Origin of the sequence: Bifidobacterium thermacidophilum subsp. thermacidophilum DSM 15837, from assembly GCF_000426425.1 — a bacterium.
GTDB lineage: Bacteria > Actinomycetota > Actinomycetes > Actinomycetales > Bifidobacteriaceae > Bifidobacterium > Bifidobacterium thermacidophilum.
The window spans coordinates 74647-89852 of record NZ_AUFI01000007.1; the positions used below are offsets into that span (position 1 = coordinate 74647).

9 protein-coding genes and 1 pseudogene are annotated in these 15206 nt (G+C 60.5%); 8 read left to right on the forward strand and 2 right to left on the reverse strand.

Annotated features, from left to right (window positions below):
- Window positions 1-191 precede the first annotated feature (191 nt).
- Both pgl and K315_RS10915 read left to right on the forward strand, forming a co-directional pair.
- A complete protein-coding gene (gene pgl, locus K315_RS0102745; RefSeq protein WP_029576080.1) occupies window positions 192-995 on the forward strand; it encodes a 6-phosphogluconolactonase in 804 nt (267 codons plus the stop codon).
- Window positions 996-1003: 8 nt separating this feature from the next.
- Window positions 1004-1798: pseudogene (locus tag K315_RS10915) on the forward strand (MFS transporter); the annotation flags it as partial.
- A 2070-nt stretch (window positions 1799-3868) separates the two neighbouring features.
- Here K315_RS10915 and gndA read toward each other — a convergent pair.
- Window positions 3869-5323: an NADP-dependent phosphogluconate dehydrogenase gene (gndA, locus tag K315_RS0102755; RefSeq protein WP_029576082.1), complete on the reverse strand. Its 1455-nt coding sequence runs from the start codon at window positions 5321-5323 to the stop codon at window positions 3869-3871.
- A 483-nt stretch (window positions 5324-5806) separates the two neighbouring features.
- On the opposite strand from gndA, the gene K315_RS0102760 reads away from it, so the two are divergent.
- From K315_RS0102760 to K315_RS09890, 5 genes are all read left to right on the forward strand, one after another.
- Window positions 5807-6121, forward strand: coding sequence for a glutaredoxin domain-containing protein (locus tag K315_RS0102760; RefSeq protein WP_029576083.1), 315 nt, complete (start codon window positions 5807-5809; stop codon window positions 6119-6121).
- A gap of 131 nt (window positions 6122-6252) precedes the next feature.
- A complete protein-coding gene (gene nrdI, locus K315_RS09205) occupies window positions 6253-6771 on the forward strand; it encodes a class Ib ribonucleoside-diphosphate reductase assembly flavoprotein NrdI (RefSeq protein WP_033521062.1) in 519 nt (172 codons plus the stop codon).
- Window positions 6772-6866: 95 nt separating this feature from the next.
- Window positions 6867-9035, forward strand: coding sequence for a class 1b ribonucleoside-diphosphate reductase subunit alpha (gene nrdE / locus K315_RS0102770; RefSeq protein WP_044085944.1), 2169 nt, complete (start codon window positions 6867-6869; stop codon window positions 9033-9035).
- Window positions 9036-9155: 120 nt separating this feature from the next.
- Window positions 9156-10151, forward strand: coding sequence for a class 1b ribonucleoside-diphosphate reductase subunit beta (nrdF, locus tag K315_RS0102775; RefSeq protein ID WP_044086021.1), 996 nt, complete (start codon window positions 9156-9158; stop codon window positions 10149-10151).
- 361 nt (window positions 10152-10512) lie between these two features.
- Window positions 10513-11397 carry a type II secretion system protein gene (locus K315_RS09890; protein WP_029576087.1) on the forward strand — a complete coding sequence of 295 codons (885 nt, stop codon included), beginning with the start codon at window positions 10513-10515 and terminating at the stop codon, window positions 11395-11397.
- 202 nt (window positions 11398-11599) lie between these two features.
- Here K315_RS09890 and K315_RS0102785 read toward each other — a convergent pair whose 3' ends face one another.
- Window positions 11600-13048 (reverse strand): putative ABC transporter permease, encoded by a 1449-nt coding sequence (locus K315_RS0102785; protein ID WP_152571475.1) that lies wholly within the window; start codon window positions 13046-13048, stop codon window positions 11600-11602.
- Window positions 13049-13961: 913 nt separating this feature from the next.
- Between K315_RS0102785 and K315_RS10585 the strand changes: the two genes are divergently transcribed.
- Complete coding sequence (locus tag K315_RS10585; RefSeq protein ID WP_029576089.1) at window positions 13962-14876, forward strand: hypothetical protein; 915 nt, start codon at window positions 13962-13964, stop codon at window positions 14874-14876.
- Window positions 14877-15206 lie beyond the last annotated feature (330 nt).

A 15206-nucleotide genomic window follows, 5' to 3' on the forward strand; every position in this document is an offset into this window, starting at 1 on the left:
CTTAAGTTCCGACGACAGGCCGAAAACGGCAATCAATAACACGTACGGTGCCGTGGCCGGACGCCGAAGGGCATCACCAGGCGCGATGCCACACTACTGGTTACCCAGCCATGACTATGCTGGCAAGAAGATCGAAAACATGCCCGCCGAACGTAACCGTTAGTATGAGGCACGCAGAATCAGGAGGAATCATGGCTCAACGCTCACTCGTGGTATATCCGACCAAAGACGCGGTCGCCCAAGCCGGTGCGCAACGTCTGCTGCTCGCCATCGCCGATCTGCTCGGCGAACGGCTCGCCGGCGGCAAGACACGCACCCGCGTGGATGCGGCGCTCACCGGCGGTTCGGACACCATCAAAGCATTGGAATACATGGCATCCAACCCGTTGACCGACACCATCGACTGGACGCGCGTGCACCTGTGGTGGGCGGACGAGCGTTTCGTCGCCGCCGACAACGGCGACCGCAACGCGCTGCAGGCCCGCCGCATGCTGCTCGACCGGCTGGTCGCCGAAGGGAGGCTCCCCGAGTCCAATATCCACGAAATGGCTGCGGATACCCGGAATGCTGCGGATATCGCGGCGGCAGACGACACGACGGCCAATGCGCTGCTCGATGAAGCGGCACGCGCGTACGAGCACGAACTGGTCCGCGAACTGGGCGCTGTACCGGTGATGGATATCGCCGTGATGGGCATGGGCCCGGACGGCCATTACGCGTCACTGTTCCCCGGGCATGCCGAGGTGTCGGTCACCGACCGGCTGGTCGTCGGCGTGAATCACTCCCCCAAGATGCCGCCGCTGCGTCTGAGCATGACCGCGCCGCTGCTCGCGCAAACACGACGCATGTGGTTCCTGACCGCCGGCGCCGGAAAGGCCGACGCGCTGGCCCACGTATTCGCCACACGCAACGACCCAGCATGGCCGTCATCCTTCGCGGACGCCACCGGCGAGCTCGTCTGGTTCACCACCCCTGACGCCGCCGCGCAGCTGTGAAGCGCCAGATGCGTGTGCAACAGGCAGGTCGTCAGTCCGCTCCTGCGCACGAACGTAGGCTGTGGGATATCCCGGGTTACGTGCCATGGTTCACGGCGGACACTGCAACGGCCGTCGGCGTAGCCCTGCGGTTTCTGGCGGTCTCCCTGATCGGCTACAAGCTCACCGAATCAACCACGGCCGCAGGTTGGTTGGGCTCGCTGGCCGCAATCGCGCAGCAGGTGACCGCCGTGTTCGGAGGCACATTCGCCGACCGTCACGACCGCAAAACGCTAATCATCGTGAACGCGACCATGGGCGTCATCTGCTGGGGGTCGGTCGCCGCGCTCCTCATGGCCGGCGGACTGGTCTTCCCCGTGCTGCTCGCCATCGCGGTGTTCGAATCCGCGGTCAACGGGTTTCTCGGTCCCGCGTCGGATGCGATGTTGAAATCCATCGTCGATATTCGCTCATATCCGAAAGCACGCAGTCTCAACGAAGGTCGTGACGCGACCATCAATATGGCGGGCAGCCCCGTCGGCGGCCTGCTGTACGGCATCGCCCCGTGGCTGCCGTTCCTGTCGGCTGCGGTCATGTATCTGCTGGCAGGCGTGGCTGCGACACGTATCCGGGTTATCGGGAATCCGCGGAACGGTAGCGATAGCGGCAACGGCAATAGCGACGGTGGCGGCAACAGCGAAAATGCAAGCGGTGCATCGTTCTTCCGTGATTTCGCCGAAGGGTGGTCATGGTCGCTGCACCGCAGGATGCTGGTGTTGACGATGGTGTCGTCCGCACTGGCGAATTTCGGGGTCAATGGCTTCCAATATGCGATTCAGCTGCATCTGATGCGCACCGGCGTGAACGCGACGCTCATCGGTTTCGTGAATACGGGCGTATTCCTCGCGATGCTGGCGGGTGCGTTCATCGCTGGGTGGATCAGCGATACTGCGCCGGTCGGGCCGGTGACATGCTGCGGATTCGTGTTCATCTGCATCGCTTCGCTGCCGATGCTGCTGACCGACAACTACTGGGTGTTGCTTATCGCCAACGCCGTGATGTGCCTGCCGTTCCCGATCATCAACGCGCTGCAACTCGGATTCATCTTCGGCAAGACGCCCGACACGATGCAGGGGCGTATCACCGTGACGTTTACCGTGCCGGCCCAGGCACTGTCCGCGTTCTGCTCGGCGACGGCCGGAAGCCTGCTGCCCGCGCTCGGATTCGGCGGGACGATGCTGGTGTTCTGGGCGGTGATGCTCATCATCACGCTGCTGATCATCAGTTCGCGCAGCCTGCGCACCATTCCACGCGCCGACCAGTGGGATCGCACACCGCTGGAGTAGCCGCGGAGGGCCACACAACAAACCGGACTGTGCACCGATGCGCTGCTCTTCGCACACGTCCCCCATTCCACAAACTGGCCACGCATGCAGGCCGCGCGCGAATCCACTCGCATCTCTATACATCGTATCTCCGCCTCGCAATCCTCGTGCCTTTCCCGCGCCCTCGCTTCGCAATCCTCACTTCGCCAATCCTCACTTCGCCAATCCCCGCGCCCTCGCTCCGCAATCACTGCGCCCCTTCTTGCGTTCCCTACGCAATCCCCATCTCCTCTCCTTTGCGAACCGCCGTATCGCAGTCCCCATATCCCCTCTCTCTCACAAACTGGCTACGCTGAGTGGGAGATGAGCGTAACCAAGTTTGTGAGGAATCTCAAAATCTCGATTCAGACGGCTCGATTTACGATTTTTGGAGACTTCAATCTGAAAATCTCCGCGGGAAAGGCCGATTCCGAGAGAAATTGAGAGATCGGGATGGCCGCCTGCGCGATCGATTCTATGAAAACCGCGGAATTCCAACGATTTTGGGACAGGCGCTTGAGACATCATGGGCGTGGAATCTGCAAAAGTCCGTCGGATGGCGTTCAGACGCGAGATGTATAGACTTTTCTCTAAACATCTCGCGGCGAGGGGGCGGAATCGAAAGATATTGGGATGATTGAGATCGGCGGCTGGACATCGAGTGCCCTGTACCGGAACGGGATGCGACCGAGTGAATACCGAGACCGATGCGGGAGTTCTGTTATGAATCGGCTCGAAGACAGCAAACTCCCGGGTGCGCGCGGGAGTTTACAGCGAAAGCATAAATCCGGCGGAGTTCTCCCGGGGACGGCTTTGAGACCGTTTTTTAAGAATCGCGGAATTCCAACGTTCCTGTTGGGAGATTATCCGTGAGAGCGCCGGATTTTCATGAACTCCCGCAGCGGATGCGGGAGATTAGCGACGAATTCCGGAAATCTGCGAAAACTCCCGCAGATTCTGGGAGATTACAGCCCGACGAGGCCTATCAGCATGAACTCCCGGATTGGCCGCCAACACGGCGACCCGATTACACAAACTGGTTACACTAAGAGGCCGGTGAGCGTAGCTAGTTTGTGAGGGACTAAGAAGTCTCAATTCGGAACGACAAATCGGAATTGGCCGCCGCCCAACAGACGGAGACGACCAGCACTGGCGGAATCGTAGAATCAAGCACCACACCGATACCTCCGCGCGCGACCCAACTACACAAACTGGTTACGCTGACGAATCCCTCAGCGTAACCAGTTTGGAAAAGCAGCAAGCCTCTTGGTCTTGCAGGGCGCGATACGGCGTAACTACCACGCGCGCGCAGCCAAACCCTAGGCACGACCCACCGGGGGGCACGTCTACCGGAACACGCCCCACCGCTCCGAAATCACGCAGTGATTTCAGGACGCCCCGGCTCGCCTCCGGCCCTGCAATTATTGACCGGCCTACGGCCGGACCCAATATCTACTGCGGCGCGCGATACGGCGCGCCGCAGCCGAGCCTTGCGACAGCCCCACTGGGGCTGTCGCAGGCGTCGTGAAATCACGCAGTGATTTCAGGACGCCCCGGCTCGGCCCACAACGTGTGGAAGGCGCCGGGCTGGTCGATACGGCCGTAGGTGTGCGCGCCGAAGTAGTCGCGCTGGCCCTGGATCAGGGCAGCGGGCAGACGGTCGGAGCGCAGACCGTCGTAGTAGGACAGCGAGCTGGCGAACGCCGGGGTCGGCATGCCGTTCAGCGCAGCCTGGGCGACCACGCGACGCCAGGAATCCTGCGCCTTGGCGATCGCATCCTTGAAATACGAGGCGAACAGCAGCGACACGTTCGCTTCGCCGGATTCGAAGGCCTCGGCCACGCGGTTCAGGAACTGCGCGCGAATGATGCAGCCGCCACGCCAGATGCGCGCCACCGCAGCAAGATCAATATTCCAGCCGTACTCCTTGGCACCGGCCTGAATCTCATCGAAGCCCTGCGCGTAGGCGACGATCTTCGAGGCGTACAGCGCGTGGCGGATATCCTCGATGAACGCGGCACGTTCAGCCGGCGCGACATCAAGCTTCTGCTCAGGGCCAGCAAGATGCTGCTTCTGCGCTTCGGCACGCTGCTCGGTCATGCCGGACAGGCCACGCGCGAACACCGCTTCGGCGATGCCGGTCACCGGAATCGCCAGCGACAGCGCGGTCTGCACGGTCCACGTGCCGGTGCCCTTCATACCTGCACGATCGACGATCACGTCCACCAGCGCCTTGCCGGTCTTCGCGTCCACCTGATGCAGCACTTCGGCGGTGATCTCAATCAGATACGAGTTCAGTTCGGTCTTGTTCCACTCCTCGAACACGTCACCGATTTCGGCGGCATCCATGCCGAGCCCGCGGTGCATGAGATCGTAGCTTTCCGCGATAAGCTGCATATCCGCGTATTCGATGCCGTTGTGGACCATCTTGACGAAGTGCCCGGCGCCGTTCTCACCGATATGCGTGACACACGGCTCACCTTCGGCGACCGCAGCGATGGACTTGAGGATCGGGCCAAGGGTCTTCCAGGATTCCTCAGTGCCGCCGGGCATGAGGGACGGGCCGTTGAGCGCGCCTTCCTCGCCTCCGGACACGCCGCAGCCGACGAAATGCAAGCCACGAGCGCGGATGTCCTTCTCGCGGCGAATAGTGTCCTCGAAGTAAGAGTTGCCGCCGTCGACGATGATGTCGCCCGGCTCCATGGCGTCGGCGAGCTCGTTGATCACCGCGTCGGTCGGGGCGCCGGCCTTGACCATGATGATCGCGGTGCGCGGGCGCTTGAGCGAGGCGACGAACTCCTCAACAGTTTTCGCGGGCACGAACTTGCCTTCGCTGCCGTGCTCGTTGATGAGCTTTTCCGTACGCTCGTAATGCCGGTTGTACACGGCTACGGTGTTCCCGTGATGCGCCAGGTTGCGGGCGAGGTTGGAGCCCATTGCCGCCAGTCCGACGACGCCGATGTTTGCAGTAGCTTCTACGGCCATTACGTTACCTTTCCCGAGTCCGATGACAGGTTCGATGACACGTTCATACGCGTTCATTCGCAGGCGCGGCTGTTCGCCGCGTACATCAGCTGTCAGTCTATCGCGAGCCTTGGGCGGAGTACCCGCTGCGTTCCACGAATACGCCCTGAGCAGCACCACGGATGGCTCCGACGACGGCGAACACGAGATGCACTCGCGATACCCGCACTCGTGCACACGGACATGTCAAGTCCGAACCACGGATTTGTCGGATACCTCACATTTCGATTGCCGGTCGGCATCGTCGCCATCCCGAACGCACACACCCCGGAATCGTTCTCCCGACTATGATGAACAGCTCCCGGAAATCACTAGATGTAGTGGCGACACGCTCGACACGCCACTAGCGATGGTGGTTTTTTGTTCCTGCCCAGTCGTGTAGCGTAACAGTTCCGACACCGCCACGACAGCTTCCGTCATGACGCTTTCGACCAAGGAGGACAGTTGACCATCACCGTGTTCACCAAACCGCAATGCCAACAGTGCGAGGCGACCAAACGCCGCCTGCGCGACCGCGGGATCACCTTCGAAACCGTCGATTTGAGCGAGAACCCCGCGACGCTGACGCAGCTGGTCCAAGCCGGATACCGCCAAGCGCCCGTCGTGATTACGCCGGACGCGGCGTGGTCGGGATACCGGCCGGACCTCATAGACCAGCTCGCCGGAGCGCTCGCGACCGCAGACACAGCAACAGACACGACCGCGAACGCAAACGCAGACACGCAATCTGCCCTAGCGACCGACGGGAACCGGGCATGACCGACGCAACCGCACGCATGACGGGCGACTTGGGTTCCAGCGTCGCGGCACCCGGCAGCACGACATCCAACAGCACGACATCCAACAGCACGACGTCCAACTGTCCAACGCCTGGCAGTCCGACACCCGGCATCCAAGATTCCAACGCCCCAGCACCCGGCGCACCAAGCGCAGGCGCCCCGGAATCCGCAGCAACCGCCGCCCACATCGGCGCGGTCGTGTACTTCTCCTCCGCGTCGGAAAACACCGCGAGATTCATCGCGAATTGCCACCTGCCCGAAGCCGGACTCAACGTCTATCGCATCCCCTTGCGTCCGAAGGACGGCCCGCTGATCGTCAACGAACCGTTCGTGATCGTCGTGCCGACGTATGGCGGCGGTGACATTGCGAAAGCCCTGCCGCCGCAGGTTCGCCGTTTTCTCAACGACCGCGGCAATCGCAGCCTGCTGCGCGGAGTCATCGCGTCCGGCAACACGAATTTCGGCGATGCGTTCTGCGCGGCGGGCGACGTGATTGCCGCGAAATGCCACGTGCCGTTCCTGTATTCCTTCGAGCTGACCGGCACGCCTGAGGACATGCGCAAGGTCCGCGAGGGACTGCGCGGCTTCTTCCTGCGGCTCGCGGCGGCCGAAACCGACCGGTCCGATTGAAACCCTTGAAAGCTCCGCGACCAATCAACCATCCCCACCATCACTCATCTCCCCCACCTCACCCACAATCACCGCACCAACCAGAAAGGCCAACCATGACCGCAACCGCCACATCGCCCCAATTCACCATTCCGCAGGCGGCTCCCGACTATCACGCCCTCAACGCGATGCTCAACCTATACGACGACAACGGCCGCATCCGCTTCGATGCCGACCATCAGGCCGTCGACGCGTATATGCAAGACCAAGTCGAGCCGCGCACCATGCGGTTCGCCTCCACCCGCGAGCGCCTCGCCTACCTGCTGGATCAGGGATATTACGACCGTCGCGTCTTTGACCAGTATTCGGACGATTTTCTGGACAACTTCTATGACCATGTAGAACGCCAAGGTTTCAGATTCGAGACTTTCCTCGGCGCGTTCAAGTTCTACGCATCCTACGCACTCAAGACGTTTGACGGCTCGCAGTATCTGGAGGATTTCCCACAGCGCTGTGCCGCCGTCGCTCTGGAGCTTGCGGACGGTGACGAGCAGCATGCGATCGAGTATGCGGACGCCATCATTTCCGGCCGCTACCAGCCCGCCACGCCGACCTTCCTGAATCTCGGCAAGGCGCAGCGCGGCGAGGCGGTGAGCTGCTTCCTGCTGCGTATCGAAGACAATATGGAGTCGATTTCGCGCGGTATCAACGCGGCTCTGCAACTGTCCAAGCGCGGCGGCGGCGTAGCGCTCCTGCTGACGAATCTGCGCGAGGCGGGCGCCCCGATCAAGCGCATCGAACACCAGTCAAGCGGCGTGGTCCCGGTCATGAAACTGCTCGAGGATTCGTTCAGCTATGCGAACCAGCTGGGGGCGCGCCAAGGCGCCGGAGCGGTGTATCTCAACGCGCATCACCCTGATATCATGCGCTTCCTCGACACCAAGCGCGAGAACGCAGACGAGAAAATCCGCATCAAATCGCTGGCCCTCGGCGTGGTGATTCCGGACATCACCTTCGAGCTGGCCAAGCGTCGCGAGCGCATGGCCCTGTTCAGCCCGTACGACGTGGAGCGTGTCTATGGTGTACCCTTCGCTGATATCTCGGTCACGGAACGCTATGACGAGATGCTGGCGGATGACCGCATCCGCAAGACGTATATCGATGCGCGCGAATTCTTCATGACGCTCGCCGAATTGCAATTCGAATCCGGCTACCCGTACATGCTGTTCGAGGACACCGTGAACCGCGCGAACCCTCTCAAGGGCCGCGTGACCATGAGCAACCTGTGCTCCGAAATCCTGCAGGTGCAGGAGCCAAGCACCTACCGCGAGGACCTCGGCTACGAGCATGTAGGCCGTGATATCTCCTGCAATCTGGGGTCACTCAATATCGCGAAGGCGATGGACGGGGGTCTTGCCGCGAGTGTCGAAACCGCCGTCCGCGCGCTCACCTCGGTCAGCGACCACACGCGACTGGATTGCGTGCCGTCCATCCGGCGCGGCAACGAGGAAAGCCACGCGATCGGCCTGGGGCAGATGAACCTGCACGGGTTCCTCGGCCGCGAAGGCCTGCGGTACGGCAGTGATGAAGCGCTTGATTTCACGGATATGTATTTCATGACGGTCGCCTACCACGCGTACCGCACCTCGCATGCGATCGCTACCGAACGCGGTACCCGTTTCGCTGGGTTCGACGACAGCGCGTATGCCAAACCGACCGGCAAAGGCAACTATTTCGACAAATACATCGACGGCACATACCACACCGAACCGCGGACCGACACCGTACGCGACCTGTTCAATCGTTTCGGCGTGACCATCCCTTCAGCCGACGATTGGCGCGAGTTGCAAGCCCAAGTGCTGCGCGACGGCATCTACAACGCCTACTTGCAGGCCGTGCCGCCGACCGGGTCGATTTCGTACATCAACCATTCCACGAGCTCGATCCACCCGATCGCCGCGCGCATCGAAATCCGCAAGGAAGGCAAAACGGGCCGCGTGTATTACCCGGCGCCCTACATGACCAACGAGAATCTCGACATGTTCGAGGACGCGTACACCATCGGCTGGAAGGCGATCATCGACACTTACGCCGAAGCCACGAAGCACGTGGACCAAGGCCTGTCGCTCACGCTGTTCTTCCCCGATACCGCCACGACGCGTGATCTCAACAAGGCGCAGATCTACGCGTGGCGCAAGGGCATCAAGACGCTGTATTACATCCGCATCCGCCAGCAGGCGCTCGAAGGCACCGATGTCGAGGGCTGCGTCAGCTGCATGCTGTGAGCGGCGTCATTCCGCCAATCCTTGTCCCATGAACCAATGAACCATTGAACCGACCGAAGGAACATCATGACCACCACCCCCGCCACACCCCGCACTGTCCGCATCGCCGATGACGCGATGATGACCGCGTCCATCACCCCGGCGCAATACCGCTATCATCACGGTTCGCGCGTGCGGCCGATTAACTGGAACCGCATCACGGACGACAAGGACCTCGAGGTGTGGAACCGTCTCGTCGCCAACTTCTGGCTGCCCGAGAAAGTGCCGCTATCGAACGACGTACCCGACTGGCGAGCGCTGAGCGAGCGCGAACGTACCACCACCGTGCGCGTGTTCACGGGGCTCACGCTGCTCGACACCACGCAGGCGACCATCGGCGAAATCTGCCAGATCGAGCATGCGCGCACCGAACACGAGCAGGCCGTGTACACGAATATCGCGTTCATGCAGTCCATTCACGCGCGCTCGTACTCGTCAATCTTCTCCACGCTGTGTTCCAGCGAGCAGATCGATGAGGCGTACCGCTGGGCCGTGGGCAACGACATTCTGCAGGAGCGCGTCGATACGGTGCTCGAACAGTATGAGAGCGACGACCCGCTCAAACGCAAGGTCGCCGCCACACTGCTCTCGTCGCTGCTGCTGTACGCGGGCTTCTACCTGCCGCTGTATTTCGCAGCCCGCGGCACCATGATGAACACCGCTGATATGATTCGTCTCATCCTTCGAGACAAGGCGATCCACGGGTATTATTCAGGCTACAAGTTCCAGCGCGGACTTGAGACCCGCAGCGCCGACGACCAGCAGATGCTGCACGACTTCACCATGGACCTGCTCGAGCGCCTGTACGAGCTGGAAATCGAGTATTCCAAGGACGTGTACGCGGGCTTCAACTTCCTGCCCGACGTGCTCGCGTTCGTGCGATATAACGCGAACAAGGCACTCATGAACCTCGGCTACCCCACGCGCTTCACCGCCGAGGAAACCCAGGTGAGCCCGGAAATCCTGGCCGCGCTGTCACCTTCGGCGAACGAGAACCACGATTTCTTCTCCGGTTCTGGCTCGTCCTATGTGATGGGCAAGGCCGAGGAAACCGACGACGACGATTGGGATTTCTAGGCCGGAACCCGAAAGTCAGCATCCGAAAGTCGGAATTCGTCTCGTCAGCCCTCACCCGATGGCGCGTCCGGAGCAATCGTGCTCCCGGACGCGCCATCGGCTTCTTTGGACACACCTTGGACACACCTTCAAGAATCCTAGACACGCCCAGAACACATGTGCTAGCGTTCACGCCGCGATCCGCGAACACAGAACGCGCAAGCAGGCATATAATTATCTTCAGTATTGATATCTTCCGGTCAAAGTATCCGACTGCGAGATGTCACAACCCGCCGACAGATATATTGAAGTATCCCGGCATATGAAGAGAGACAGCCTCCGCAGGCGGAAGCTGATAACAGAAGAAAGAGAACAGCGCGACATGAGCAGTATCACCGTCATTCACCGAGGTTCAGGCACGCCCAGAACCTACCGAAACACTCACTCGCAACTGGGGCACACCCTGATTGAGCTTCTGACCGTCGTCATTGTCATCGGCATTCTCGCCGCCATCGCAGTGCCGGTCTACATGGGCTCCCGCAAAGCAGCGTGGAACGCCGCAACCCTATCTGATGTGAAAAACGCGTCAAGCGTCATCGAAACCTACAGCTCGGAACTCGACGGAAAACTGCCTCCAAGCTTTGAACGCAAGGCAAGCCCCAATGGCCGCGTCTACACGTTGAAAACATTCGATGAGGAAGCCGGCACCAATACCACCTCGGATATCCAGCTCACCATGTCGCCCAACATCTCGCTGTGCTACACGCCCGGAACCGCTTTCGTAGACAAGGACGGCAACACCATCCCATACACGCCCGATACGCAGACTGGCGATTACGGCGTCTACAACGGCCAGAACTACCGCATCTACGCCACGAACAGCAACAATCTCGACGTGTATTATGTCTATGATTCCTCGACCGGGCAACTTACCAAGGAACAGAACCCGGACCACATACCGGCGTCATCCCAGGACACCGAGGGCTCAACGTCCAAAACAACCACGAAGACGAACGGATCCAACGGCTGGTGGCGCTACGGGACCTTCGGAACAATGATGCTGCCCCACCCGACGCTGTGGGGAGGCCCCTTCGGCTGGGACGGGGACTGGGACTGGTGGCCGTGGAATACCGGCAATCAGAATCACGGAAAGAACAAAGGCAAGAATCCGGGCAGAGGCGGCTCCGGCGGCGGCACCACCACCGAGAAGAAGACAGGAATCACCTACTGCGATCTTGAGCTGTATTACCATCTGTACGGCAACTGACCGCCAACCGCGGTAGTCGTTAACAGCAGCTTGCCGACAACTGCGGTTGACCGCAACAGCTACCAACTCCACCAACGGCGGCCGACTGTTAGCTGCGGCACCGCACGCCATCGGTTGCATCGGTTGTCTTCGGATATGTTCTAGGCACGCGCAAACGCCCATCGCATGGTTCACGGGAAACGCAGTTCCAAATCCGTCGGAGTCACGCCATACGCCCAGACTTCGACGGGTCGATGGTCATCGTCTGGAACCGATGCTGCATATACGCGTCATTGAAATGCTCGGCGAAGAACTGCGTGACCGGGGCATTCTGTGGCACGCCAGAAACGCGGCTGTACCAGCAGTCCAGCGCCATCAGCGTCATCACGATGTCAACCAGCATCAACACCGTGCACACCGCGGTCAACGAATACCTAATCTTCCACGGAATCCTATTGATCAGGCGCAACAGATACGGCAGCACGAACTTGATCCACGCGAGCCCGAGCAAACCCCAGAACACCATGTACTTACCAGACGTACGACCACCAATCGACAGCCATTGACCGGTGTAGTCCCAAGCGGTGATGCCGAACGCCGCCTCCATGAACCAGCTGACGAAGAATTCGAACGCACCGCCGATCGCCGCGCTCGCCAAGAAAATCAACACCGCGTTTTTGCGCCACAACCGGTTCAAGCACACCGTCAAAATCACCGCACCGCAACCATAAATCGGAGAGAACGGCCCCCACAGCAGGCCTGCACGATCCTGATATTCGTGGACGAGTACGAAGTGATACACGGTCTCGATAGCCAGCCCCACCACGCAGCCGACGACGAACAGCCAGAAAATATTGAAGAAATCAAGAGAAATGTAGCCCTTGCCGCTCTGGTCGCGTCCGAGCATATCCTCACTTACGGCCTTGGTGTAGGCATCATGGTCGTCCATGCGCTTGAGATGCCACTGCAGTTGGCGTTCCTGGAGCAGCGTCGGATCAAGCGTGACTGACAAGGCGATCAGGATAATCATCTGCACGAACGGTCCGAGCAAATTCGTGCCGAAACCTTCCAGCGCAAGCGACAGCATGCCATGCGCGAGCGTGAGCGGCATCAGCGCGTACGCCCACCGGGCGGCATGCCGGCGGTGGCTGCGCAACAGTTGCACGCCGAACACCGCCATGCACGCGGCGTTGGCGATCAGCACCACCACTTCGACGCAGGAGAGGATGAACGGCAGGGCGAGCGCGTCGATCGTGACTTTGCCGTCAAGGACCTGGCGAATTTCATACGTGAGTTCGTAGATGATCAGCGGGATGGTGCACACGCCGAGCAGCATGACCAAGCCGCCGTAGAGACGGGTGATGAACGGGAGCGTGTGTTTGCCGTCGTCAAGCAGGGAGGATGATTCCTCGTCGGTACTCAATTGGTTGGCTGTCGCCTCGCGGGTCGCGTCGGAGATCGTGAGCGCGGCGATGGCGCCGGATACCGCGGACAGGGTTGCAGGGGCGGCGGTTGCAGAAGTGCCAGTCGAGCTGGGGGCGTTGTCAGCAGCTGCTCCATCATCGCCCTTGCCGGCGGTATCACATACGTTTGCAGTGTTGTCGGAGCCGCTCACCGACGACGCCCCATCCGCGCCCGCCATTGGAAGACCAGCGTTGTCAGTTCCTGCCATATGCTGCTCCTATCCAGCCAATCGTCCAACCGAAATCCGCAAGGACCCCACGCGTCGCCACGATGCATCTGTTGCCAGCGTACCTAGTTGTTGTAACCGTTTCCAAAGTAACATCATCCCGGCCCTTACTGTGCGACGCATGCGCGACCAGCCAGACAGACGTGGAATTCTCAATATCTTGCAAAATCGGCCGGCGAACAGAGATTTTCAGAAAAATCTCTAAACAACTCTCCGCAGAGACGAAATCCGCGATTTTTGCAGACTTTTCAACGCGTGCAGCCGACACCGTCAACCCTGGAATCGTTGATATTCCGCGCTTTCCCTGATTCCGCACATCGACGATGACGCGTGACAATCTCAATATCTCTCAATCACGCATCGGACACGAGATTTTCAGACTTTGTTCTCAACATCTCGCGAAATCAGGACGGAGCCGAAAGATTTTCAGATTTCAAGACTCGGAGATTTCTTTGGTACTCGGTCGGCGGCTATCGGGAGTCGAGCTTCGAAAGAATCAGAGGCCTAGAACAATCGCGGCGTGGAACGGGTGACCCGAAATTGCAGATGTAGAGCCGACAATCTGAGACCGCGCGCGAAGCCGGAGCCAGAGAAACGGAAGTGAAGAACCAGCAACAGCCCCAGCGTAGACAGTTTGTATCGGTGCGCACACTGGTTTCGCAGCGCGCACCGCCGGCTCTGGTGATCTCGCGCTTTCAGGTTTCATCCATGATTTTGGCAGACCACCGTGTGCGACTTTTGGGATGCTCATACGCCGATTGGCAGTGCATCCAAGGGTTGATGAGGTTAGCTGAAATCAATAAGGAAGCCGGGCAACATGGCTCGGCGGTCCGAGACAAGTCGCGACTACCGCGGCACGGCGAGGACAGCGAACCGACATTGAAGGGAGCATGGCATGAGCGCAAATCAGCAGAATCCGCAAGACCGGCAGAATCAAGACGCACAGGAAACCCAGCAGATTCAGGACGTGCAGCAGACACAGCCGATCACCGACGCGAAGGCATCTGTAACGGGCGGGAAAACCAACGGCGGCAAGGCATCCGTCGTGAATGTGCCCGCAGGCGAAGCGTCCAACAGCAAGACGACGAATACCGATGTTACGGCAAACGGCGACACCGCAGAAGCCCCGGGCATCGACGGGGTTTCCTGGAACTGGGCTGCCACGCATCGCGGCGAAGCGCAACCGGCAGATGCCGTCGCCAAAGCCTCGGCGCAGGCACGGCAGGCTCCGGAAGGGCAGCCTCATCAGTCATCACCAGCGCCAGAGCAGAACAGACAAGTGAGCGGCGCCGGCCAAGCGGCTAGGGCGGGTCAAGCAGCCGGTGCAGGTCAGGCGCAGGTCCCGCCGCAAGCATCACCGTACGGGTATGCATCCCAGCCGTATGCGCAACAGCCCTACGCACAGCAGCCGCAATATCAGTCGCCGTACGGGGTTCCCGGAGCGTATCCTGCACCGACGGGTACCCAGAAGAAGCCGAAAAAGCCGTCAAAAATCCGCGCCTTCTTCGCCAGTCTCAACACCGGCACCATCGTGTTCGCGGCCGTGGCGGCACTGATCTGCGGACTACTCGGCGGCGTTGCAGGCGGATTCATCGTGCGCGCGGCCACGCCCAGTCGGCAGCAGCAAATCGTGCAGCCGTACAGCTACGGGCGCATGATGCCGGGCAGCTCGAACGGCTCCGGGTCCGGGTCGAGCAGCGGATCAAGCGACGGATCCGAAAGCGACGGCTCAAGCTCGTCCAGCGATGACAGCAGCCTTGGACTCGGACTTGGCGGAAGCAGCATCTTCAACGACACCGGCAGCATGTGAGTGAGCGGGCGGCCGCAAGTGAGCGGTCGGGCTATGCGAGCCACGCGGTCCCTTGGAATACACGGCTGCGCGGGTCCACACGATTGCGCGCCGCAGCTGCGTGATTTGCGCGGCTGCATGATTTGCATGACTGTGCAATCTGCATGTCCGCATAGACCGCACGACTATGTGATTTCAGCGGCTGCAAATCCACACGGCTGCGGCAGTTCTCAAGGCCGCCGACCTTCGCTGCGACACCGAAGCTCAGATGCATCAACATCTGTCGCACTCCTGTCGTGGACTGGATCGGGTTTCAACGTTTGATTCCCGATCCAGTCCGTACGGCTGTCC